This is a genomic window from Thermoactinomyces sp. CICC 23799, from assembly GCF_016055145.1.
GTDB lineage: Bacteria > Bacillota > Bacilli > Thermoactinomycetales > Thermoactinomycetaceae > Thermoactinomyces > Thermoactinomyces intermedius.
This window is the reverse complement of the sequence record NZ_JAECVV010000001.1, coordinates 414,222-435,256: the sequence shown is the minus strand read 5'-3', so window position 1 is coordinate 435,256 and position 21,035 is coordinate 414,222. Positions and strand designations below refer to the sequence as shown.

At 39.6% G+C, this 21,035-nt stretch carries 26 protein-coding genes and 1 pseudogene; 9 read left to right on the top strand and 18 right to left on the bottom strand.

Features of this window, described 5'->3' with window-relative positions; all coding sequences use genetic code 11:
* Window positions 1-39: 39 nt before the first annotated feature.
* The 4 genes from I8U21_RS02375 to I8U21_RS02360 all read right to left on the bottom strand — a co-directional run bounded on the left by I8U21_RS02375 (window position 40) and on the right by I8U21_RS02360 (window position 3,307).
* Window positions 40-846, bottom strand: a complete 807-nt coding sequence (locus I8U21_RS02375) for a hypothetical protein (RefSeq protein WP_198053176.1) — start codon at window positions 844-846, stop codon at window positions 40-42.
* 232 nt (window positions 847-1,078) lie between these two features.
* The gene (locus I8U21_RS02370) at window positions 1,079-1,735 is read right to left on the bottom strand and encodes a hypothetical protein (protein WP_198053175.1); all 657 of its coding nucleotides are present in this window, start codon (window positions 1,733-1,735) and stop codon (window positions 1,079-1,081) included.
* Between the two features lie 28 nt (window positions 1,736-1,763).
* Window positions 1,764-2,078, bottom strand: coding sequence for a BRO-N domain-containing protein (locus I8U21_RS02365; protein WP_198053174.1), 315 nt, complete (start codon window positions 2,076-2,078; stop codon window positions 1,764-1,766).
* Window positions 2,079-2,290: 212 nt separating this feature from the next.
* Window positions 2,291-3,307 carry a thermonuclease family protein gene (locus I8U21_RS02360; RefSeq protein ID WP_198053173.1) on the bottom strand — a complete coding sequence of 339 codons (1,017 nt, stop codon included), beginning with the start codon at window positions 3,305-3,307 and terminating at the stop codon, window positions 2,291-2,293.
* A 268-nt stretch (window positions 3,308-3,575) separates the two neighbouring features.
* Here I8U21_RS02360 and I8U21_RS02355 point away from each other — a divergent pair, with 268 nt between their 5' ends.
* From I8U21_RS02355 to I8U21_RS02345, 4 genes are all read left to right on the top strand, one after another.
* On the top strand, window positions 3,576-4,544 hold the full coding sequence (locus I8U21_RS02355; RefSeq protein ID WP_198053172.1) for a hypothetical protein: 969 nt from the start codon (window positions 3,576-3,578) through the stop codon (window positions 4,542-4,544).
* 221 nt (window positions 4,545-4,765) lie between these two features.
* The gene (locus I8U21_RS02350; RefSeq protein ID WP_198053171.1) at window positions 4,766-5,590 is read left to right on the top strand and encodes a hypothetical protein; all 825 of its coding nucleotides are present in this window, start codon (window positions 4,766-4,768) and stop codon (window positions 5,588-5,590) included.
* A gap of 242 nt (window positions 5,591-5,832) precedes the next feature.
* The gene (locus I8U21_RS15235) at window positions 5,833-6,081 is read left to right on the top strand and encodes a J domain-containing protein (RefSeq protein WP_370527002.1); all 249 of its coding nucleotides are present in this window, start codon (window positions 5,833-5,835) and stop codon (window positions 6,079-6,081) included.
* Window positions 6,021-6,311 (top strand): hypothetical protein, encoded by a 291-nt coding sequence (locus tag I8U21_RS02345; protein ID WP_198053170.1) that lies wholly within the window; start codon window positions 6,021-6,023, stop codon window positions 6,309-6,311. Before I8U21_RS15235 ends, I8U21_RS02345 begins: the two co-directional genes overlap by 61 nt.
* Window positions 6,312-6,735: 424 nt before the next feature.
* Here the strand turns inward: I8U21_RS02345 and I8U21_RS02340 are convergent, their stop codons facing one another.
* From I8U21_RS02340 to I8U21_RS02290, 11 genes and pseudogenes are all read right to left on the bottom strand, one after another.
* Window positions 6,736-7,083: a phBC6A51 family helix-turn-helix protein gene (locus I8U21_RS02340; RefSeq protein ID WP_198053169.1), complete on the bottom strand. Its 348-nt coding sequence runs from the start codon at window positions 7,081-7,083 to the stop codon at window positions 6,736-6,738.
* 573 nt (window positions 7,084-7,656) lie between these two features.
* Complete coding sequence (locus I8U21_RS02335; RefSeq protein ID WP_181732902.1) at window positions 7,657-8,163, bottom strand: Imm6 family immunity protein; 507 nt, start codon at window positions 8,161-8,163, stop codon at window positions 7,657-7,659.
* Window positions 8,164-8,212: 49 nt separating this feature from the next.
* A pseudogene (locus I8U21_RS02330) lies at window positions 8,213-8,850 on the bottom strand (hypothetical protein).
* 811 nt (window positions 8,851-9,661) lie between these two features.
* Window positions 9,662-9,904: a hypothetical protein gene (locus I8U21_RS02325; protein WP_181732900.1), complete on the bottom strand. Its 243-nt coding sequence runs from the start codon at window positions 9,902-9,904 to the stop codon at window positions 9,662-9,664.
* A 28-nt stretch (window positions 9,905-9,932) separates the two neighbouring features.
* Complete coding sequence (locus I8U21_RS02320) at window positions 9,933-10,559, bottom strand: HNH endonuclease family protein (protein ID WP_181732899.1); 627 nt, start codon at window positions 10,557-10,559, stop codon at window positions 9,933-9,935.
* Window positions 10,560-10,855: 296 nt separating this feature from the next.
* On the bottom strand, window positions 10,856-11,221 hold the full coding sequence (locus I8U21_RS02315) for a hypothetical protein (RefSeq protein ID WP_181732898.1): 366 nt from the start codon (window positions 11,219-11,221) through the stop codon (window positions 10,856-10,858).
* Between the two features lie 138 nt (window positions 11,222-11,359).
* Window positions 11,360-13,156, bottom strand: a complete 1,797-nt coding sequence (locus tag I8U21_RS02310) for a helix-turn-helix domain-containing protein (protein WP_198053167.1) — start codon at window positions 13,154-13,156, stop codon at window positions 11,360-11,362.
* Between the two features lie 177 nt (window positions 13,157-13,333).
* The gene (locus I8U21_RS02305; protein WP_181732896.1) at window positions 13,334-13,585 is read right to left on the bottom strand and encodes a hypothetical protein; all 252 of its coding nucleotides are present in this window, start codon (window positions 13,583-13,585) and stop codon (window positions 13,334-13,336) included.
* Window positions 13,585-13,893 carry a hypothetical protein gene (locus I8U21_RS02300; protein ID WP_181732895.1) on the bottom strand — a complete coding sequence of 103 codons (309 nt, stop codon included), beginning with the start codon at window positions 13,891-13,893 and terminating at the stop codon, window positions 13,585-13,587. Before I8U21_RS02300 ends, I8U21_RS02305 begins: the two co-directional genes overlap by 1 nt.
* 92 nt (window positions 13,894-13,985) lie before the next feature.
* Entirely contained in the window at window positions 13,986-14,429 is a 444-nt protein-coding gene (locus I8U21_RS02295; RefSeq protein WP_181732894.1) for a hypothetical protein, read from the bottom strand.
* Between the two features lie 74 nt (window positions 14,430-14,503).
* Window positions 14,504-14,722, bottom strand: coding sequence for a hypothetical protein (locus I8U21_RS02290; RefSeq protein WP_198053166.1), 219 nt, complete (start codon window positions 14,720-14,722; stop codon window positions 14,504-14,506).
* A 209-nt stretch (window positions 14,723-14,931) separates the two neighbouring features.
* Here I8U21_RS02290 and I8U21_RS02285 point away from each other — a divergent pair, with 209 nt between their 5' ends.
* The 4 genes from I8U21_RS02285 to I8U21_RS02270 all read left to right on the top strand — a co-directional run bounded on the left by I8U21_RS02285 (window position 14,932) and on the right by I8U21_RS02270 (window position 17,848).
* Window positions 14,932-15,603, top strand: a complete 672-nt coding sequence (locus I8U21_RS02285; protein WP_181732892.1) for a helix-turn-helix domain-containing protein — start codon at window positions 14,932-14,934, stop codon at window positions 15,601-15,603.
* 17 nt (window positions 15,604-15,620) lie between these two features.
* Window positions 15,621-16,337: a bifunctional diaminohydroxyphosphoribosylaminopyrimidine deaminase/5-amino-6-(5-phosphoribosylamino)uracil reductase RibD gene (gene ribD, locus I8U21_RS02280; protein WP_181732891.1), complete on the top strand. Its 717-nt coding sequence runs from the start codon at window positions 15,621-15,623 to the stop codon at window positions 16,335-16,337.
* Window positions 16,338-16,750: 413 nt separating this feature from the next.
* Window positions 16,751-17,095: a hypothetical protein gene (locus I8U21_RS02275; RefSeq protein ID WP_181732889.1), complete on the top strand. Its 345-nt coding sequence runs from the start codon at window positions 16,751-16,753 to the stop codon at window positions 17,093-17,095.
* 285 nt (window positions 17,096-17,380) lie between these two features.
* On the top strand, window positions 17,381-17,848 hold the full coding sequence (locus tag I8U21_RS02270; protein ID WP_181732888.1) for a VOC family protein: 468 nt from the start codon (window positions 17,381-17,383) through the stop codon (window positions 17,846-17,848).
* A gap of 578 nt (window positions 17,849-18,426) precedes the next feature.
* Here the strand turns inward: I8U21_RS02270 and I8U21_RS02265 are convergent.
* From I8U21_RS02265 to I8U21_RS02260, 3 genes are read right to left on the bottom strand one after another with little or no spacing between them, the layout of a single operon-like run.
* The gene (locus I8U21_RS02265) at window positions 18,427-19,266 is read right to left on the bottom strand and encodes a LysR family transcriptional regulator (protein WP_232337435.1); all 840 of its coding nucleotides are present in this window, start codon (window positions 19,264-19,266) and stop codon (window positions 18,427-18,429) included.
* Entirely contained in the window at window positions 19,259-19,384 is a 126-nt protein-coding gene (locus I8U21_RS15115; protein WP_255516909.1) for a hypothetical protein, read from the bottom strand. Before I8U21_RS15115 ends, I8U21_RS02265 begins: the two co-directional genes overlap by 8 nt.
* The gene (locus I8U21_RS02260) at window positions 19,381-20,064 is read right to left on the bottom strand and encodes a class I SAM-dependent methyltransferase (RefSeq protein ID WP_370527008.1); all 684 of its coding nucleotides are present in this window, start codon (window positions 20,062-20,064) and stop codon (window positions 19,381-19,383) included. The genes I8U21_RS15115 and I8U21_RS02260 overlap by 4 nt, the downstream gene beginning before the upstream one ends.
* Before the next feature lie 206 nt (window positions 20,065-20,270).
* On the opposite strand from I8U21_RS02260, the gene I8U21_RS02255 reads away from it, so the two are divergent.
* Window positions 20,271-21,029, top strand: coding sequence for a glucose 1-dehydrogenase (locus I8U21_RS02255; RefSeq protein ID WP_181732886.1), 759 nt, complete (start codon window positions 20,271-20,273; stop codon window positions 21,027-21,029).
* Window positions 21,030-21,035: the final 6 nt, after the last annotated feature.

Sequence of the window (21,035 nt, the reverse complement as noted above, 5' to 3'; positions counted from 1 at the left end):
TTCCACCCCCTATTCTAAAGACAAAATAAAAACCGCATTTTAAATCATGCGGTCTAACCTGTAATTAACAAAATCTTTATCCTGTATCAGGTTTTCAATATCCCTTTCAACCTCTTTTAATTGCAATTCTTTTACTATTTGCTCCATTATTAAATCAAAATATTTATACTCCTTACTTAGATATGAATCTACGCTTATTATTTTACCTAGTGGTTTTGACTTTGAATTATCATATTTCCCAATTCGGAAATTACTCCATTTTGCTGCAAGATACTCGTCTAATAAATCCTTTAATTTCCTAGACACAAAGGGATTATCATAATATTTCCATAAACCATCAATTCTTTCATGCATTTTCTCTACATAATCATGAAAACTATCAAATTCTTCATCCTTTTCAGAAGGATCTACAGTAAGATAATAAGACTTTTTATAGTCTTTATAATATATTATTGGATCGAATTCTAAGTTTGATAATTCTTTCATAATTTGTGGGTAAATTTCCATTCTCTTTTCAAGGATTTTGTCCCTGATTGTTGCCCGTGCTTGGAACTTCATAGCATCATAATTCATTTTCTGAATTTCCACAGTCATTTTCTGAGTCTTTGTGTTGAAATAAATTGTCACGGAAATCATCATGACGGAAGTAATTACGCTAGCTACCAAATTTACAATCGCAGCATTAACTTCAGGACTCCATTTTTGAATTTGGGAAGTTGTGTATAGGAAAATACCTGTAAACCACATAAAAAGAAGCAACACGATAAAAGAAAGAAGTATTATAATTTGCTTTTTCCATTTTTTACATCGTCTCCTAAGAACCCTTTTTAGTAAAACCCAATCCAATTAAACAACCTCCTAGCAGAATCTTTTATATTATTCGATCCTGCCAGAAAGTTTTTGTCAAGTTACAATTTATCCTCTCTCCTTTTTATGATTATTTACCCTTTTTCAATTCTTCATTTTCTCTTTTCAACGACTCAATTTCCCTTCTCAACATTTTGTTCTTCTCTTTCTCGAGTTCAAGCTTTTCTTTATCATTCATTATTTATTCCTCCTAATATCTGAGTATCGGGAATTATTGCATAAGTTTATCGTATATGAAATTAAAAATCTGACGGATAGCCTCCCCAGGCGTAAATGTCGGATCATGAGGATTTACTCGCACAGTTGACCAACCCAGAACCTTTTCCATGTGTTCATTTCTTCTTCTCTCATAATCAGCGTCTCGGTCTTTGTGATCGTCTTCGTCAACTTCAACCCCTAGATTTAATTCAGGAAAAAATAGATCCACCTTGCAAGTTTTATCCTCAAACTCAAAGCTAGTTTGATCACTAATTTTAAACTTATCCCCAAATGCTTTCATAATTTCACCAAGAACAGTTGCTTCTGGAACTTCTTTTACAACATCCATATTGACAAATTGTGCGATCAAACTTGCTTCTGGTTTTCGAGAACGCTCAATTACGATTTTTAAACCCTCGCTATTTACAAAAATAATACGATTGAACTTCTTAAAATGATATCCTTCCCGCAATCTATAAGTTATAGCGTTTGTGCTTTTTAAACCCAATTTATCTTTAATATCTTTAGCACAAATATATGCAGTTTCGCCTTCATATCTAACTTCTGCATTAGGTTCAAGTTGTTTTAATACTTCAATAAGATCTTTTGGTTTGAGTTTATCAAGTTGTTCTTTATAAATAGCAATTCCATACTTACGGATTGACGGCAAAACTTCATGCTTTACCCATCTTTTAAAGTCATATAGCTCCTTTTTTTCTACTTCTCAAAACAAGGTCATACAACCCGGCTTCAGATATAACCAAGACTTTCTGTTTTCCTCCAAGGGTCTTAATATTATTAAGGCTCTTTTCATCATCGTCTAAAGACTTAAAAGTAGCAGATCTATTCTTTTTAGTGACTCCCATTAAATCAGCAACTGTGCTTCCTATAAACCAAAATTCATCATTTTCATCAACCATTGCAGGAAGTTTTAAACCTTTAAATTCAAAATCAACTTCAGAAACAACCTCAACTTCAGTTCCATTATGTTTTTTAATCGTGTTATCTTTCATGCTGCATCATCTCCTAGTTTGAAAGCTGCAAAATAGAAAAGACCGCAAGTTCATCACCTACGGTCTACTTTTACTAGCTCTGCTCAACTCTGCTAAGCTCAAACTAGGATAAATTTGAAACTTACACATCCTTGTAGAAAAGAAAAAGCTGACACTCAAAATTGAGCATCAGCTTTGTTTTGTCCTAGTTGATTGTTTAAAAAGGGTTTCCCCTACGGCAAGGATTCGCATGCAATTCCGTCATGGTCTCTGTCAAGACCATCTACATTATTGGATGGACTCCCGCCCTTAGCTTCAAAATATCGCTGAGCTTCTGCTTGGCTTGAAAAATCGCTGCAGTCTTTGTCCCCACCACTATAAACTGGTGTCACTTTTGGTTTTGTTTCTTGGTTTTGTTCTTCCTTTTTAGCTGCCTGGACCACAGATTCATCAAAACCATTGGATGTCACATAACCGTCTATGGACCAGATCCCCACCTTTTTATTTTTGGCTTCTTCTTGAATTGATTCAAATTTTTCTTGGTATTTTGTATTCGGTGGGTATACTGCAACCCTTGCCAATCCCTCACTCAGCAATTTTTCCTGAAGGGATTCTCCATTCACATACACATAAGCCAAAACCCTGTTGTATTTGTCCCTTTGTTCTGCATCATATTCCAGTTCAACTGTGGTCCCGTGTGTAAGCAACTCACCTGTAAAGTTGCTTGCTTCCTCTCCAAAAGGTTGTTTTGGCTTATTTGGGTGTTTAGTTTCTGGAGTATCCACGAGGATCAAGCGTACTGTCTCCTCTTTGTCCCCAATTTTGGCCTTGAATGTGTCTCCATCAACAACTTCGATAACTTGTGCTTTGATCCGGCTTGTTGCCTGGTCAGTTTTTTGCTGTGCTTCTTGGGCTGTTGGTTTTTGTGGTTGTGTTGCTTCCGTGGTGGAATCACCAAAAAAGCTTGAAAGCATGGCTATGCCAAGAATAACAGCACCAAAGCTAACACCAGCAATTCCAGTCCCAATTAGCCGAACCGCCCAAGGCTTCAAATCAATTTCTTTCTTGACTTTCAATTGCTGCAAAATCTCCTTGTAAGTCTCAGGTTTGACTATTAATGCTAAACCGACTAGACAAAAAATTGCTCCTCCAACGGTGAGAACAATGGACAGAAGAATCATAATAATCGCCAGAAGAACAATGGCACCAATAAATGTGCCCAAGCCTCCAACACTTTTCTTTCCGGCCATAAAGCAAACCCTCCATCAACCAATTATTTAGTAATATTTGGAACATTGATTAATTCGGAGGGTTCGGCAATTTTTATGGCCACTTTTCGAAATTTTTTCTTTAATCAGTTTTACTCATTTTTATTTTTAAGAAGGTCTTTCCTTCTCACTATATACGCATTATATAGCGGAAATGGGGTGTTTTTGAAAAAATCATCTTGCAATTCGGTAGATTATAGCTTTAAATTTCAATTGGATCAGTTAATTCACATTTGGAAGGTGACCTTACTTGAATAACTATGTCCTGCCCGTGATTACAGCAATCCTTTTGCTGGGACTTTTTTATGTATATAGAAAATTTGGATACTCCATTGTTTCATTTTTCGCATTCACTATTGTAGTTTTGGGGATCTTCATTAGTTTTACTCTGTATGATTCTGTAAGCGAATTTTGGGATGACTTGCGTCCGGAACTGATCGGCTTAACCTTTGATATTGGCTTGATTTATATACTCTTGGAGTTTTTTAGGCGAAAGGATGAACAAAAAGAAAAAGAAAGAAAAGAAAGATCGGCAATATCAGGCCATCTTCATACTCAGTTAGAGCAATTTATTAAATTTATCTCCATCAGATTTTACTATTGTGTAACTGGAAGAACTACCTCATCAGTATCTGATGAGGATTTGGTAGAAATCTTTACAGATATTGATTTTTATTTCAATGAGAATAAATTCAGTTCATTCATTACAAAAGTATCAGTAGATGATCTTCATTTGTATAAAGTTGAATCTATTAGTGATGTTAGAATTGATCTTGATGCATATGCAGTAACTGTTTCAACATTTGATTTATTATTTAGGATTCCAGTACAAAAACAAATCGAAAAATTTATTATTATGTACCAACGAATAATACCAGATACATTATATACATTACTGATTAATTTAAATAAAGAACTATCAGTCAGTATGTATTTTGAAGAATGGTTGGTAGAAAATAAAGAGGAAAGCATTTCTCTGCTAAAAAAGAGGTTAAAACGAATTGCAGCAATAATTATAGGACTCCGTGAGTATTTAAATAAAATAAAAATGGAAAGTTTATTTTCAAAAGAAGAGAAACTCAGAAGGAGTATTGAAAGTAAACGGGTGAAAATTTGGTTACGCTATTTGAAAATATCGAAAACTCTTCGTGGTCGTATCCGAAGGTTAAGAAAACGAAAGCATATCACCAAAGACAACGACACACCAACAAACGCATGATTAAGCATGTCACGGTTCTTCCTTGTCTTGAGATCGCATTTCCCAAAAGTTATTTTTGGTATGTAGATTTATTTTCTACAAGCCGCAAGAAAAATAACCCCTAGCTTGGGGGTTCAGCTTATCTTGCTTTAAGTTTTGATCGTAATCATTATTATATTGGGGGACTAATTACGCCTGAACACTTAGGGGTTATTATAGGAAAAACCGTGGGAATATTTATGGTGATCCTAATTATTCGTATGTTTTTCAAAAGCGAAAAGCTACTAAGGAGAAGGTTTGAAGTTGTATGTTTATTTTTCGGATTAGGTATCTTATATAGCTTTGGTACATATCAAAGTTTAAATGATTTTTTAGATGACATGCATTCTGAGTTAATCGGTATGTGTCTAGAAGTGGGTTTAATATACTTTTTTATTGATGCTAGTTTAGAAAATGAAAGAAAAAGAGAAGAGAGAGAAAAGGAAAAAAGGCTTTATCAGTTCATTTTAAAGGACCCCTTGGATTCACTCTTAAAAAAACTTGAATCAAGATATATAAGTCTTTTTGATACATCATTAATGAGTTTTTCAGAAATGAGGTTATCTGAAGAGTTTTTCGAAAAACCTAAAGAAATCAGATGGAATTTATTTAGATCTGACCAACGTAAGAGCAACTCATATGAATATGAGTACAAAGATTATTTTCAAAACTATGCCGAAAAAGAAATCAGAAATTTTTTAAATTCCTATCAGAACATACTTCCTCAACATTTAGTACTTGACCTTTTGTACTCAGAAAGGGTAATAAAGGAAACTTGGATCGCCTTAGGCTCTAAAGAAACATTGGCACTCCACATAAACCTAATTGGGTTAATCATTTTTAGGATAAAAGAATACACGGAGTATCTAGACAAAGAATGGCAAAAAGGAATGAATGAGTTAATACACAGAAGAAGGCAGATGATTACTAGGCAGAAGAGATGGAAACAAAGATACGGGAAAATAAAGCAATTTTTCACAAGATCACAAAACAAAGATAAAGACAACGGAATTTCTACAGACGCTTAATCTTACTCCCTCCTTTTTGGAGTCACATTTTCCAAAAGTTATTTTTGGTATGTAGATTTATTTTCCGCAAGCCGCTGACCACAACTACCCCCGCCTGGGGGGTTTTTGTGTTTTGTTTTCGGAAAATTTTTTCTAGTATTGATGTTTATGTATAGATTGTAGAACTTGTAGAATTTCTATATAATATAATTTGTAAGGTTTGCTGAACCTTGAAAACCAAATATCTAAAGGAGGATCTTTGCATGAAGTACTTTTCTAACGTGCAATCTCTGGATGACTTGAAACAGCAGTTCAAGAAACTTGCAAAGAAATATCATCCTGATGTTCAAGGCGGATCAAACGAAATAATGAAACAAGTTAACGCCGAATATGAATACCTAAAGAAACTCCTACACGAACAAGTAGGGAAAAGGAAACTAAAGCGGAGCAAATGCAGGACGTTGCATTACGTGCCATGCTGGAGCACTTGGCAAGATACCCGCAGGATGTAGAAATTGAACTTTGTGGGGTTTGGATTTGGGTTTCAGGGAATACCTACCCAGTTAAAGAGGATTTGAAAGAGAAAGGCTTTAAGTGGTCCCGTCCAAAGAAAAAATGGTACTGGTGCCCTTATGAACTCGGAAAGAAACAACGGATTAATACGCCAATGGACCAGATTAGAAAGAAATATGGCTCATTCGCCGTGAAACGAAATGAGCCACTTCTGCTTGAAAACGAGTAAATTATACGCCTATGGGAAGGGAAATCTAAATCCCTTCCCTTTTATTTTGCCTTTTTTGGGTCAAGTATGCAAGCATTAAAAGTCATTTATAAGGTTACAAAATCCGTGTTTTGTAACCTTGCATATTCAATGCTAACAAAACCCGCACAGAATCAAGGGTTTTAAGGTTTGATGTCCGCAATTTTTATTACATTAAATTGCGATCTGGCATTTCCCTGGACCATTTCACAGTCAAAATTGCTGGTCCCGAAAATTTTCAGGGTGACCGTCCATTTCCAGGTTGCACGAAGTGTTTTTGAGCTAATTGTAACACCAATTATACTAAAAACCTGCCCAAAATTTCCACCTGGTTTTTAAACGAAAATTCGCACAAAAACAAGCACAATCCAGGCAATTCCTTCCCCGAAATTCTCCTATGTTACTTTTATAAATTTTTTAGCTCTTCCCTGATCGTTGCGAGGTCAATTTGATTGTTTACTTGTACGTTCGGCTCATCAGCATCCGTTAAGTTGTTAACTTGGAAGATCAATTTTGCGGCCGCTGCATTTCTGTCTTCAACTGCCGCAGCTACCATGGCATCCAGTACATCCTTCATGTGGTTTTTGCAGTGGTTTCTCAGTACATGCTTAAATTCGCTCTCAAAAAGCGGATCTTTCATCCATCTATGAATGGTCATTCTGCTAACTCCAATTTCTTCCGCAATTTCTTTTTGGGTTCGTTTTTTCATCAGCAATTCCATTGCTTTAAAATGTCTCTCGTCTAATTTTTTCATACGATAACCTCCTTTTTCTTTAGTCAATCTCCCGGCACGCCACTTACACAGTGAACGAATATACCACTGTGTCAAGTTCGTGCAGGTGGCCGCCACCTCTTTGCTGGCGAAACTTCGACTTATATATTTTTTGAATTGAAGATTTTCACAGCAGAAAAGTTGAATGAATGAAGAATTTTTATTTTAACTCTTTTCTCTCTGTGATTGATTTCTTGTAAAAAGACTTGTTAAATAAACCTTGATTATTTATATTTTTCTTTTTATATTATTTTTCTTTTTCTAGTTATTTATTTATTTAAAATGTTGTCTGTGTAACTGTGGGTTGAACTGTGAAATGAACTGTGCTTTAACAAAATAAAGAAATCCCACAGCCAAAAATGGCCATGGGAAAGGGTTTGATGATTTCAGAATATCAGCTTTGGAAGTCGTGAAAGACTTCAGTGTATCGGCTTTGGAAATCATCAAAAAGTCTTTTACTCAATTGCTTCTGAACAATTGGGACGATTAAAAGGGGAAAATCCCCTTCATATATTACGCCAAATATAGCGGAAATGTTTCCACTTAATCATTTTTTTATGCAATCAACCTCAACAATTCTTCTCTCTTAATTTTCCTATCACTGCCTGCCGGATAATTTTCCAATAGGTATTGTTTTAAACGATCTGCCCATTCTTCTTGGTAGCCGTTTACTTTTACGATTTTTTCCATAAAGATCTCGATGGATTGATCACTTTCGCTTTCAAGCAATTGTGGGAAATAATCTTTCTCTAATTGATAGGCTTTCCATATAGCATAACAGATGCCATCAAATATGCAGAAGAATAGAGATAGTAATGCAGGATTATCAACCACTCCCGGATAGTGCTCAATGAAAACCAGTGCTTCATCTTCATCAGCAAACACGTCATAAATGTCCACAGCACTATATTTTCTATTTTTAACCCAATCCCAGCACATATCCACCACTCTTTTGATCCGATCATACCAATCGTAGTTTTTCGTTTGATCTGAAAGTTTTTCTGTCAAAGTTAATACAAAAGCAACTTTGGCATCTTCATTTATATTTTTGTACCACTTCATAATTAAAGCCCCCCATATCACTCATATTTATATTGTTTACCATCTTTTACTATGAAGAAATGTCTTTTAGTAACTTTTCTTCCCCCTCGAGAAATCTGGCCAGTAGACGAACTTCCAAATCAAGAGTCCTTCGGTAATTAATTTTGTATTGAAAAAGAGGGTGGGTCACAGTATCATGCATTCGCCGCTCATATGCGGCAAAAAATCTTTTTTTCGGTTGTTGTTTGAGCTGACAGTTTTTTAGAACTCCAATAAAAGTCATTGCTTGTTGGAACATTTCTTTATCCCATTTTCGTACAACTTGGGTCTGTCGCTTTGGGTTCCACTGAATATCTTCGCGGGTATCCGTGTATAAATGAAGAATTGGTTGTAACCTGTAGGTTTCCAAAGTATTTAAGATGTCCAACCAAGGATCAGATTGCTTCTTTCTTTGTCCTTTTGATACTCTTCCTCCCATCGTGGGTCTCCTTGCATTTTCAGTTTCATCCATCGAGGTTTTCTCCCTGCTTTGGATATTCCTTTTCCTGATACAGTGTTGGGATCCACAAGACGCCCCAACCAGGTACTTGCTGATTGAGATGCATTTCCGGTTATAATACATTCATACATTTTTCGAAGTGCAGACAAAATGTCTTCGGGTTCTCCGACTTCACCCGTCCGACTTTGTCGCTGGCGGATGTGGTCCATCAGCTGTCGCTGAATCTCTTCTTTACTCTGACTTCCCACTGCTTCCTGACGTATCAGCAACAGAAAATTCATGTAATAGGCTACACCTTGATTAAACAGCTCATGTGTTTTCCAAATCCCTCGGCGCAACATTTTTGGTGTTGTAAAATAAACTCAAAAATTAAAACCCTTTCTTTAAACTCGATAGGGATTCAAAACGTCTCAGAAGGAAAAATAGAAGCTCACTAACATACGCCTAAGAGATTCTATTTTGCCATTCATTATTCGCTTTTCATTTTCACTTGGACATCATGCACAACGTCCATGATGCTAGCATTTATGCTAGCACTAACGCTAACCACATTAGTGTTAGCAAATTTTGAAAAACAACAAGATTTCATCTTATGAATTGCTGAATCGTCAATGGAATCATTATCTTTTACGTCCGTTCTGATTCATTATAGATATTACCATTAAAATAATACTGACAATGACTGCTAGTTGCTCCCAGGTCACCAAATTTGCATTCATTTAAATTCCTCCTTTCAAAAAAGACGCCCATTATGGCGTCTTTTTTGAATTAGTAATGATTTCACAAGCAATATGGAAGAACAGGAAATGATTTTTTCTCTCCTTAACTCTTTTCACTAAAACATAATGGGAAGCCACAGTTCTAAATTAGACATTTGGGATGAAATTTTTTTGCAAATCTCCAAATCTCCCCCCTTCATAAGTAATATACCTATCAGGGGGTCATTTTTAGGGTCAAAGTATTAATTTTTTTGTTTTTGCGCACAAAAAAAGCTGCCTGAATAAGGCAGCTTTTTTTCTTTTAAGGACGTTCCAAAACATTGACGAGAATACGGTGGATAACCTCGTGGTCGCGCGGATCGTGCAGGCGATAGTTCTTACCTGGCAGTGTGTACCACTCCTCGGCGCCGACGTATGTAATAGACATTTTAAGAGTTCCGGCGTCATCGCATGTAGTTCGTAACATGAGGTCGCCACTAATCACACCGACTTCGTTTGTCATCACACCATGAGTTGCAGTAAATGTTGATGTTATTTCTTGCATCCGAGTAACTCCTTTCTCGGGTTGCAAATTAATAAGAGCAAGTATTGAGCATGCTTTGTAGTGCAGTCTTTTCCGACGATTGCAAAGTCAAACCCCATTTATATTTCACTCGGATCCACCACTTAGCGTACGCACAATGTGCGCCAGCCCTTGATGGCTTCCACGTTGATGGGTCCTGGTCTCCCTTGCTTCGGTTGCTACTGGCAGACACTGCGATGAGTTGGGGGTTGTCAAGATCATTTGCAAATGCTTGGCGCTTTTCTTGGGTCCATGCATTGGCACCGCTTCGCCATGCTTCTGCGAGGGGAACTACATGATCGATGTCGATCTCGGATGGTGAATAGGCGGTAACCCCATCGTAGTAGGAATACCATTTTCCGGAGGTTACAGGGCATTCACCCTCATAATAGTCAGCATCGCGCTTTAAAACAACTTGTCTAGTGTTACAACCGTCTCCTTGATTGATCCAATGTGGGAACTTGTCCCTCGAGTACCCTGTCATCGATCCTTCGGGAGCAACGGTCAGTGCGTTAAGTTCAGCTTGAGCCTCTGCCAGCGATGGAGTATCAGGAAGCGCCGAGGCTGTTGGCATATCAAAGGTAACACCAGATAGCGCCAGGATTATGGCAAGCCAAACTGTCAAAATAGATTTCATAGAACTCCTCCTTAGTTATTATTTCCAACACAATTATATCCGAACATTCATAATAAAACGATCTTTATACAATACCATGATTAATTTATTTTCTATCAGAAGCTTTTTCAATAAAATAAGCCATCCTTTCTCTTTATAGGGCAGCTTATTTCTTATGAGTGTAGTTTATGATTTTATCAATAGATTGTGTTCTTTTCTTCTTTATATCATTATAAGTAAAACGCATAACCTTCCATCCTTTGCGCTTCATAAAAGCATTACAGCGGCGGTCGAACAGACAGACATTAACTTTAGTTTTAATCTTTTATTCCTCTTTTTCCCTTTAATAGAATAGTAGCCACTTTCCACGGATATTTCCCAATCCAAACAAATGGATTGACGAAAGGAGCGAATGTTTTTCTCCCCAAAAATCCAATCACCAAAAAAAGCACAAGAAACACCCAATAATAAACCAGAATCAGTAACCCAAAACACAAAAACAATAACATATATCCAATGAGAATTAGTCTCCATGCCCACCGGTCAATGACCGGATTTCTTTGTACTTCCAGACCAATCCAAATCAAAAAAATTTGGTACAGTTTATATGTTAGCAAAAATATCAATATAGAATTTGAAATTATCATAATCCACTCAATAATTTTTGCTCCACTTTCAATCATTTTCCCTCTCCTTTCTTGTAACATGATGTGTAACATCGAAGTGAAATGATGTTACACATCGTAGCCGAAAACCCATATAACTTCGATATTTTCTCTTAGCAAAAATCCGGGAAAGGAAATCCATGTTACATGTTACAGTTAGACAAAATACACTAGTTTTTTTCCGTTTCTTTGTTCTTGAAGTTTCAACTCTTTTTTTATACGCTGGAATGTCATTCGGGAAATATTAAGTTCCTCGCAAATTTCCTTTGTTGTTAAACCGGGTGTCTCACGCAACAATACCAATACTTTATCCTTTGTAGTCACGTTTTCTCTTTTGGATTTTGCCTCTTTTCTGGCATACAGAGGCAAGAGAACTTCCCTTGCTTTTTTTATAATTGATGTTTTCGTCATACCGAATTGATTCTCCAGATCAGGGACAGAGAACGATGACAACCGCATTAAAGCTGGTTCAAGTAGCTTCGCGCGGAATACATACTCCTTTTTATTGCAAGTAATCCGCATGATCCCTTGGTATTTCTCCAAGTTGTGAAAATCCTCAACAGTGAACGGATCCAGTTCTACTTCAAAATCCTGAAACACTTCATCGCTTCCCTTTAACAGAACCATATCCATTCCTGTTTTGAATGACCTCAGAATATCACTCTTGCGTTGGCCAGCTTTCGCGAATGATGACCAATCGTGAAATGAGAAAATGAACTTGGTCCGATACTTCCGCGGTTTCTTAGTCATTTGTAGGAATATGTTTTGAACCGGTTTGTTTTTGATGATCAGATCAATTTCATCTACGATCACCGCACATTCCTTGCGGCATGAATTCGGGATCATCTCACGGGCCATCATCATACGCCAAATCTTGATAATATAGTGGGTAAAAGCAAAATCTTGGAAAGTCTCTTTAGAGTTTGGAATGTGGATTAGTACTAGATACGGTTCATTCATCCATTCCCAAAAGTCGATGTTTTCATCTTTTGTCTGACTGAGCGAGTAGAAAAGGCGCTTGTATGATCTCAATTGTGCAATTCGGTTTTCGATGGTTTCTAGCACTCGGCTGTTTTCTTTTTCGCTCTCTTCGTCAATCTGATTCATCGCAATCTCCAACTCAAAATCAGTCTCACTGAGTCTTTCCATGAGTTCGTCCCGATACTCTCCATCCTTCAGAATCCTCATGGCGTCAAGCAAGTTTCCTTCACCGACACGATATGATGCTTGAAGAGCGCTTTTGAAAAATCTTTCAATAGATACCGTTTGAGTGTCATCTTTGAGAAACTTCCGCAATAGCTCGGTTTCAATCTCGGCCACCTCAGCAGCAATGGATTCGTCATCCTGGTACAGTTTCATGAGATCGTGCCAATCAATAGGAACAACACGCTCCACATTGGCATGGTTCAGGATGACCACCCGGTCCCTGATCCACTCTGGCACGCAAGCCAGAATTTCCGGTAACATCACGCCATCTGCGACATCAAACAAGAAGACAGATCGGGCAATTTGTTCCCACTCTTTTCGGTTCTTTGCACGAACCCCGAAAAACTCCAAGGCCATGTTGATGAACAAAGTGCTCTTTCCGGCTCCTTGTTTTCCCACCACCATCATCGGAGTGGAAAGACTGTCTTTCGATTCTTCATTTTCCTCCCGGACCAAGGAGAGGATTTTTCCAGACCTGTGACGAGCAAATGCGATATGCTTCGGGGAATCCGTCACCATTTTCCCGGCGATCCGACCGCGCTTCGGTTGCTCTTTCTTTTCCTCTTTTTTCTCATCTAGTGGTTCTGTTTTAAACCATTCCTCGATCTTCTTCCGTTCTTTTGGTTCAAACAAAGCATCTAATACCTCCGGTAAAACGTCCGTTTTCAATATCTCCCCAGCTTTTTTCAACCAAGTAGGAATTTTTTGAGTTCGGGACGAATGAAACCGGGATGAGTGGTTTTTCATCAGGATCACTCCTTTCAGTAGAAAGGACTAGCCTGCCTCGCTAGTCCTCTATTTCATCAACATCTTCTGTGTTCGGTTTGGTGGTTAGCGCTTGGTTTTCCACTCTTTCTCTCTTCCTAAACCAAAAAGTGAAAGCTCCGAGCACCGCCACGAAAATAGTGAAGATTAAATACCAAATCATTTTTTCGACGCCTTCACTTCTTTTTCCCACTGTTCAGCCTCTTCCTCATGACCATAGCTTCCAACCGATATAAAGAAGCCAGACACAATGATAAAGGCTAAAAGCATTGAAGCAATTTTTTTCAACATCCTGGATATATTCCAATTGGTCCGAAAACCGATAAGTATGACTAGCGGTGCGAAGATTACTGAAAAAACCGTCACTGCAAACTGACCGCTCAAAAACATCAGTCCTTGGATTAATTCCATCACATATCTCCTTTCGCAGCCTCTGCAAGTTTGCCCCCGACCATATCGATCACCAATAAAACGCTGTCCCACAACGAGGACATCAATTGGGCTGCAACCATGATGATCAGGCATGAAGAGATGATCCACAATGCGAGAATACGAACAAAATATTGGGTAAAGACTTTAACAGGCTTTTTTCCTTTAAAGCCAATCTGCCAGATAGCTATAAATGTTAGGATGACAATCGCAACAGCAGCAAACAGCATGAACAGATCAGCGAAGCTCGAGATAAACGCAATCGTCCCCTTGAGATCAGGTGCTCCCATTCTCTTCTCTCCCTCTTATTTCTTGAATAACTTCCGTCTAATGAAATCATAAACAACACTTGCCACTACTACGACAGGCGCGACATATATCGTTAAAAAAAGTAGCAAAGCGAATGTATAAAGTACCTTATCCATTGTAAAAAGCCTCGCTCCTGTTGTTTTTCGTCATAGAAAGTTTTCCGAATCCAGCCTTGCTCATCGTAATCAAATTTGTAAGTGAGCTGGTCGTCATCACAGAAACACTCACTAATCACTCTCCCATTTTCATCGGTTGTGCACGATCGGGCTAACTGGCCATTCTTATAGATAAATGACACGACTTCGGTTTCTTTTTCTTGATTTTCTAGTCCAATGCTGTTATTTCCGAGTCGACAACGGTCCTCGAATAAATAGATACAATCACCTTGCTTTTCCGGGATATTCTCCGAGAAAAAATATCCAATTTTCGGGTGAGATTCTGGGTTTGCCCAAGCTCTGGGAAAAAATAAGCCTTTAATGAATTCACGTCCTTTTTCTGGTTTTTTCTCAAACTCCATCTGTCACCGCGCTTCAACTGGACCAGATACATGGGGATCAGATCTCCTAAAAGTTTTTTCAGTTTTAAACTAGATCACTCCTTTGTTTTTTGGGGGGAGTCGACAAATCCGACCCCCCATTCATACTTTTCTGAATTAGCAGAAGAAAAAATATCGTAACTGAATCCGGAAAAAATCACTTTTCCTGGCTCAATTTCTGCATGAATCAAATGCGACAGCGGAAAATAAATTGTTTTCTCCCCAGTTTCAATCTTCACAATTTTCACTGCCTTTGAAGGCAATAATTTGTTCATCCCTTCCCACCTCCGATTGGCGTTTTGCTCAATACTAAAAGTTCAGTATCCAGCTTTTACGAAGGTCACGACTCAATAAATTGATGTTTGCTCAAGTTCTTGATTTAAGAATATTCGATACTTACTCAAATGTCAATAATTTAAATTGCTATTTGATCAACTTTATATTAAGATGTACTCGGAGATGGAAACAGGAAGGAGGGAAATGCATGGCTTTTGCGAACAGGCTCAAGGAGCTTAGAAAAAGAAAAAAAGTGACCCAAGCAGAATTAGCGAGTCACCTTGGTATTGATAACACCACAGTATCGAAATGGGAAAAGGGAATTTATGAACCAAGCATTGAGAACATTAAAAAAATCGCTGAATTCTTTGGGGTATCCACCGACTCGCTTCTTGGTCGGTTTGAGTCGTCACGCAGAGGATTTGGAAGAGATCACAGCAAAGCAACAAAAAAATACATTGATCTCCGGCAATTAGATGCAATGCCGGAAGAATTGAGTGGGGAGTTGCAACCACCCGTGCTGTTATACCACGTTTTGCAACTACGAGACGGGACCCCTGTCTCGATCTCAAAATCGTATATCCCCCACTCCTTTCCGCTTGAGGAATTAGCAAGCATTCTGAAAGAAGTAAAGCAGAATCCCACCTTGAGTTTATATAAAACTCTGGAATCCTTTGGAAGAAAGCCGATTTCCTGTGAAGAAACAATTGTCATTGATTACCCTTCAGAAAAAGAACGTGAACTTTTAGAAATGCCTGAAGGCGTTCCTGTTGCGAGAATCACCCGGAAAACATTTGATGCTTCCAGCAAGCTCGTTGAATACTGCCAACTCACTAGTCGGACGGATCTTTATAAGTTTGTATATAAATTTACTTTGTAGATATTGGGGGTCTAAATATGAGACATGAACAAACCAAACAGGAAGCCTTGGAATATTACAAAAAAACCGGTTTTCCTTTGGTAACACTCAAAACGGCGATGACTTTAGATGGGAAAATCGCCACTGCTGACGGCGACAGTAAATGGGTAACCAATGAACTTTCGAGAAAAGACGTTCATTACATGCGTCATTGGAATGACGGAATCATGGTCGGGATCGGAACTGTTTTAAAAGACCGCCCGAGACTGACAACGCGTTTACCCGAAGGTGGAGGCAAAAATCCAACCCGTATTGTTGCTGACAGCCATTTACGTATTCCCCTGGATACTCCACTAGTGACGACCACAGAAGAAGCGCCAACCTGGGTATTTTGTACTGATGCCGCAGATGAAGAGAAAGAAAAACAACTTGTGGATCGTGGAGTAAAAGTTATACGTACCGGTAGCGGCCCGCAAGTTGATTTGGTAAAAGCCATGAAATACTTAGCTGAAAACGGAATTTTATCAGTTTTACTTGAGGGGGGCGGTGGACTCAACTGGTCAATGGTTGAAGCCAAACTTGTTGGGAAAGTGGTATCCTTCATTGCTCCCAAATTGCTCGGTGGGAAAGAGAGTATTACTCCTATTTCAGGAAAAGGATTTGAACGAATGGCTTTGGCGGTAGAACTTGAAAATGTGACTGTTGAGCGTTTCGGTGAAGACATTTGCATAACCGGTTATCCTCTGTACAAATAAGAAAAGGCCTGTGATGGGCCTTTTTTCATTTGAACAAATTCAATTGTTGAACATGATCAAACATCTGACGGAATTTCCCTTTTGACAACACTTCACCAAGCAGTCGTATTCCTTTCACCTGGACAACTTGGTTAAACGACACCTGCACATTCCGGGCCGTGATATTTTCGATCTTAGCTTCTGCTTGCTCATATGCGGTCCCTAGGCGACCAAACCATATCTCTTCTTTTTTATCTCTTCATCTTTTTTCATCCCCCCACTCACCTTATTCGACTATAAAAGAAAAAATCTCTCCATTACGGAAGGCTAATCATACAATTCGTTTTCGATAATGAATCGTTCAACATACTTCAAATATGCGTCATCCACCTTAGTGATATCTAATCACTGAGGGTATCCTGTTTAAAACTTTGATGGCTTCTTATCTGGTTATAGAAGGGGAACAAGTTAATCAAGACACAATACATAATCAATGCTTTATTGTAGAAGCGAATAGCTCACCAGAGGCAAAGCAATTATTTATTCGAAAAGTCGGTATTCATGATCAGTCATTTTTGGAGGATGACTATGACCGGTCAGTAAATATGGGTTTAGGTGAACATTTTTGGTATGATCCTTTTAGTGGGCGAGGTGTGCCTAAGCCTCGTTATGAAAGAGATAAAGTGGTTGAATTGTTTAAAAAAAGAGTACGGGAGTTTTTTGAAGATCATCATGAATGGGCTGAAACATATCATGTAAATCCCCCTCCGCCTGAATAAGGCAGCTTTTTTTGTTCCTTCTAAGGACGTTCATTAACGAGGATCTGGTGATGACTTCATGGTCACGTGGATCGTGAATGTGGCATTCCCCGGGGAGTGTTTGAATGTTTGGGTGAGAGATGGCGTTGCTCTCTTTTCTTTTTCACACTTAATAAACAAATATGTTTAAAAAATATAATTAAAGGGGTATAAGACTGGGTGTGTAAATATGTTATCGATTGAGTAACCTCATTTTTCTGATTTTTATTACCTTCGGCTATGCCGGATATTGAGGGAGGGGACAAAATGATTCAAGGATTATATGAAGCCCATTTGCCTGTCAGTGATTTAGATCGTTCAATTGAGTTTTATGAAAACTTAGGTCTTGAATTGGCTCACCGGAGTGAAAATTTAGCTTTTTTTTGGATTCAAAAAGGCAAGAGTTGGTTAGGGTTATGGCAATGTGAACAAGTTCATACGCCTTATCATGTTTCTTTACGTCATATTGCCTTTTATGTAGAGGATATTAAAAAAGCAAAAGAATGGTTACAGTCGATTGGGGTTGAAGTGAGTCCTTTCTTTGGATTTTCACCCGACAGACAACCTCTTGTATTGTCAAACGTTCCTCACGCACATGCAGCTATCTATTTTAAAGATCCTGATGGAAACCTTTTAGAACTAATTTCTCCGCTTCAAATCGATACTGCAGATGAATTCCCCAATATGGAACTGGAAAAATGGCAGAAAATAAACAAAGGGGAAAGTTCGAGATAAGTCCCAAAGCGGCCATACAGATAGCCCAACAATACCATGGCTTGGGGCTTATGGCGGGTCGTGGGTTCGCGAAGATTTGAAAGACTTTGGAGCATGTAGGAAAAAGGAGAATAAATAAAAAAGGCCCACACGGGCCTTTTCTTATTCAAACAAAATCCATTGTTGAACACGATCAAACATCCTTTGGAATTGGCCCTTGGCCATTATCTTTCCAAAAAGCTCTATCTCATCAATCCTGACAACACGATTTCGCACACTCCGGTCCGTGATACTTTTTCAATCATCGCTTCTACTCCCTCATCCAGAATCCATGGGCGCCCCTCTCCTCCCACCACCTTAAAAACTCTTTCCACATATAATATTGGAGTTTACTGGCGGATATATTTCTGGATAACGTTTTTCGCTTCATGATAAGTCACACTTTCCCCGCAGCGCTTTTCGGATCATCGAGGTATATATGTTGATTTTCTTGTTGTAACCCACACATGTTTCTTTTGTTAATGTTCATATCCCAGAAGTAAGCACCCATTCACATGGGTCCTGTTGATCATGTTGAGATTCCCACCCGCAGTCCGGTGTCACTTTGCAGTCGATATCAATTGATATAATTGCCTTCCTAGTTTACGATGACGGGCAGCGATCGAAATGGACCTTTCCCTGCCGAAATCCGTTACAGGCAGAGCAAACAGCTGGAGATGGCCAATATTTTTCGCCATCAATTCGGGAATAATCGTGATTCCCATTCCTGCCGCTACTGCTCCAAGGATAAAGTCGCCAAAGGTCACTTCACTGATAATGTTTGGCTTGCGACCCAGCAATTCCATTTGTTCGATAATATGCTTCCTTGTATCACAAGGGGCTTGATGAACGATGAGGGGTTCATCGCAAAGTTCCGAAAGATGCACCGTTTTTCGCTCACGGAAACGATGATGCAAAGGAAACACCGCATAATAAGACTCCATAAACAATTCGCAACTCCACAAAGAATCCCCCACATAGGATGTATCCACAAAGACTGCATCCAGCCTTCCTTCCTGCAAGGATTGTATCAGCTCCCAAAAGGTGTTTTGAATCATCAAGGTCATGGACCGGCCTGAAAACCGGTTTCCCCTGATCCTCGGCGGCAAATAATAGATCGCGAGACTGGGCAGACTCCCAATGGCCACAGGCGTGGTTTGACAAAATCGTCTTAACTCTTGACGAACCGCATTCAGCTCATCAAGTACGGGCACAATCCGATTATAAAAACGTTCCCCGGCTTCCGTCAGTTCAATGCCGGCAGACGTTCTGTGAAATAAAACAACATCCAGATCTTGTTCCAGATGACGTCCGGCTCGATTGTTGCATGAGTACCCAATCTGCAGAAAGAAAAAAGCGTTTTGTTTGTTTGCAATACAAACTTGTTTGAATTTAATCAAATAATTTATTCATGATATTCTGTCCGACGGCAATCGATTCGTCCATCGTGTTCGTCTGTGATGCCTTCTCTGCAATCCATGCGGTACTTCGTTCTTCCTTCTCCAATGCTTTTCTCACACTTTCACCCCGACCCACAAGGCGCGATTTAAAGCTAAATGCAAACATGTGGTGGTGAATCCGGACTCCCGCAGCCAATGAAGATGCTCTTCCAATCCTGCCGGGTGATCATGTTTGTGTTGGAATTTATTAAGAAATTCCTCCCCCGTTGTTCCGTCGGGATGATCCGTTTTCCGTTCAAGCCAGTCCCACATGTCCGCGCAGACGGGATGTAAAGCCTCATCCGGCAATTGGATGCGGTCCATGATCAGGAACAGGCCCCCTGGCTCAAGATGTTGATGGACGAAGCGGTACACTGCCTTTTGTTTGTCATGCGGCGGGTGGTGAAGCGTCTGAACGATTATGACTGCTTGCACCATTGGAACGGCAAGTGTATCGGTGTCGCCGATATCATGCTGAATCAATTGGCAACGCGCCGGATCCAACCATGTCCGGGCCAAGTCCAGCATCGCTTTGGAAGCATCGACTCCGATAACCGTGATATCCGCCCTTCGGGCCAACAATTTCTCCTCGATCTGCCCCGAACCGATCCCCAGATCCAGAAGGGTTGCGTTTGAAAAAAGTTTTTGCTCAAGCAGAAAAATGAGCAGGTCCTTCTGTTCCTTCCGGGTCGGGTTTCCTGCCAAAGCGGTTTGATCCCAGTGAAGCGCAAACTCCGGATTATGCCAATCGTCTTTCACCAAATCCGTTCCCTCTCTTTCCCGTGAGATAAATACGAGGCAGTTTCGCTCTTTTTCCTGGATCCAAAAAGGGTACTTTTTTCATTCAGGTTTTTTCATACATGATAAGATACAATCAGTATAACGATTTTTATGATTGCTAATCATTTGTTTTATTTGCAAATTTATGATTCACACCGGACAAAAAAAGCAAAGGGGATGAACAGATGAAGCCATTTGCCGGAAAAGTGGCCATGGTGACCGGCGGGGGTTCCGGAATCGGAAGAGCAACTTCCCTGGCTTTTGCCAAAAAAGGCGCAAAAGTCGTGGTCGTCGGGCGCACGAAAGAGAACATTGAGGAAACACAAGAAATGATCAGGGGTTTGGGCGGAGAATCCCTTGCGGTTCAAGCCGACGTTTCGCAAGACAAGCAAGTCCGGAAAATGATCCAAACAACCATGGACCGCTTCGGACGCTTGGATTTCGCATGCAATGCGGCGGGCACCGGGGGGAAATTGGCCCCTCTGGCCGACATCACGGAAGAAGATTTTGATCTCACCATGGCAATTAACCTGAAGGGGATCTGGCTTTGTATGAAACATCAGATTTGCCAGATGTTAAAACAAGGATCCGGCACCATTGTAAACATCTCTTCCATTAACGGCTTGGATGGCCATCCAAACGCATCCGTTTATTCGGCAAGCAAAAGCGGAGTGATCAGTTTAACCAAATCTGCCGCCTTGGAATATGCCCAATCCAACATCCGGATCAACGCCATCTGCCCGGGGGCCATTCGCACCCCGATGCTGGAACAGGTCTTCAAGCAAACAGGATTCACCCCAAGCCAATATGAATCCAAAATCCCCCTCCACCGGATCGGTGACCCGGATGACATCGCCCGATCCGTAACTTGGTTGTGCTCCGACGAAGCCGGCTATGTAACTGGACATATCCTGATCGTCGACGGAGGAGTCTCTGCCGGTTAATCTTTT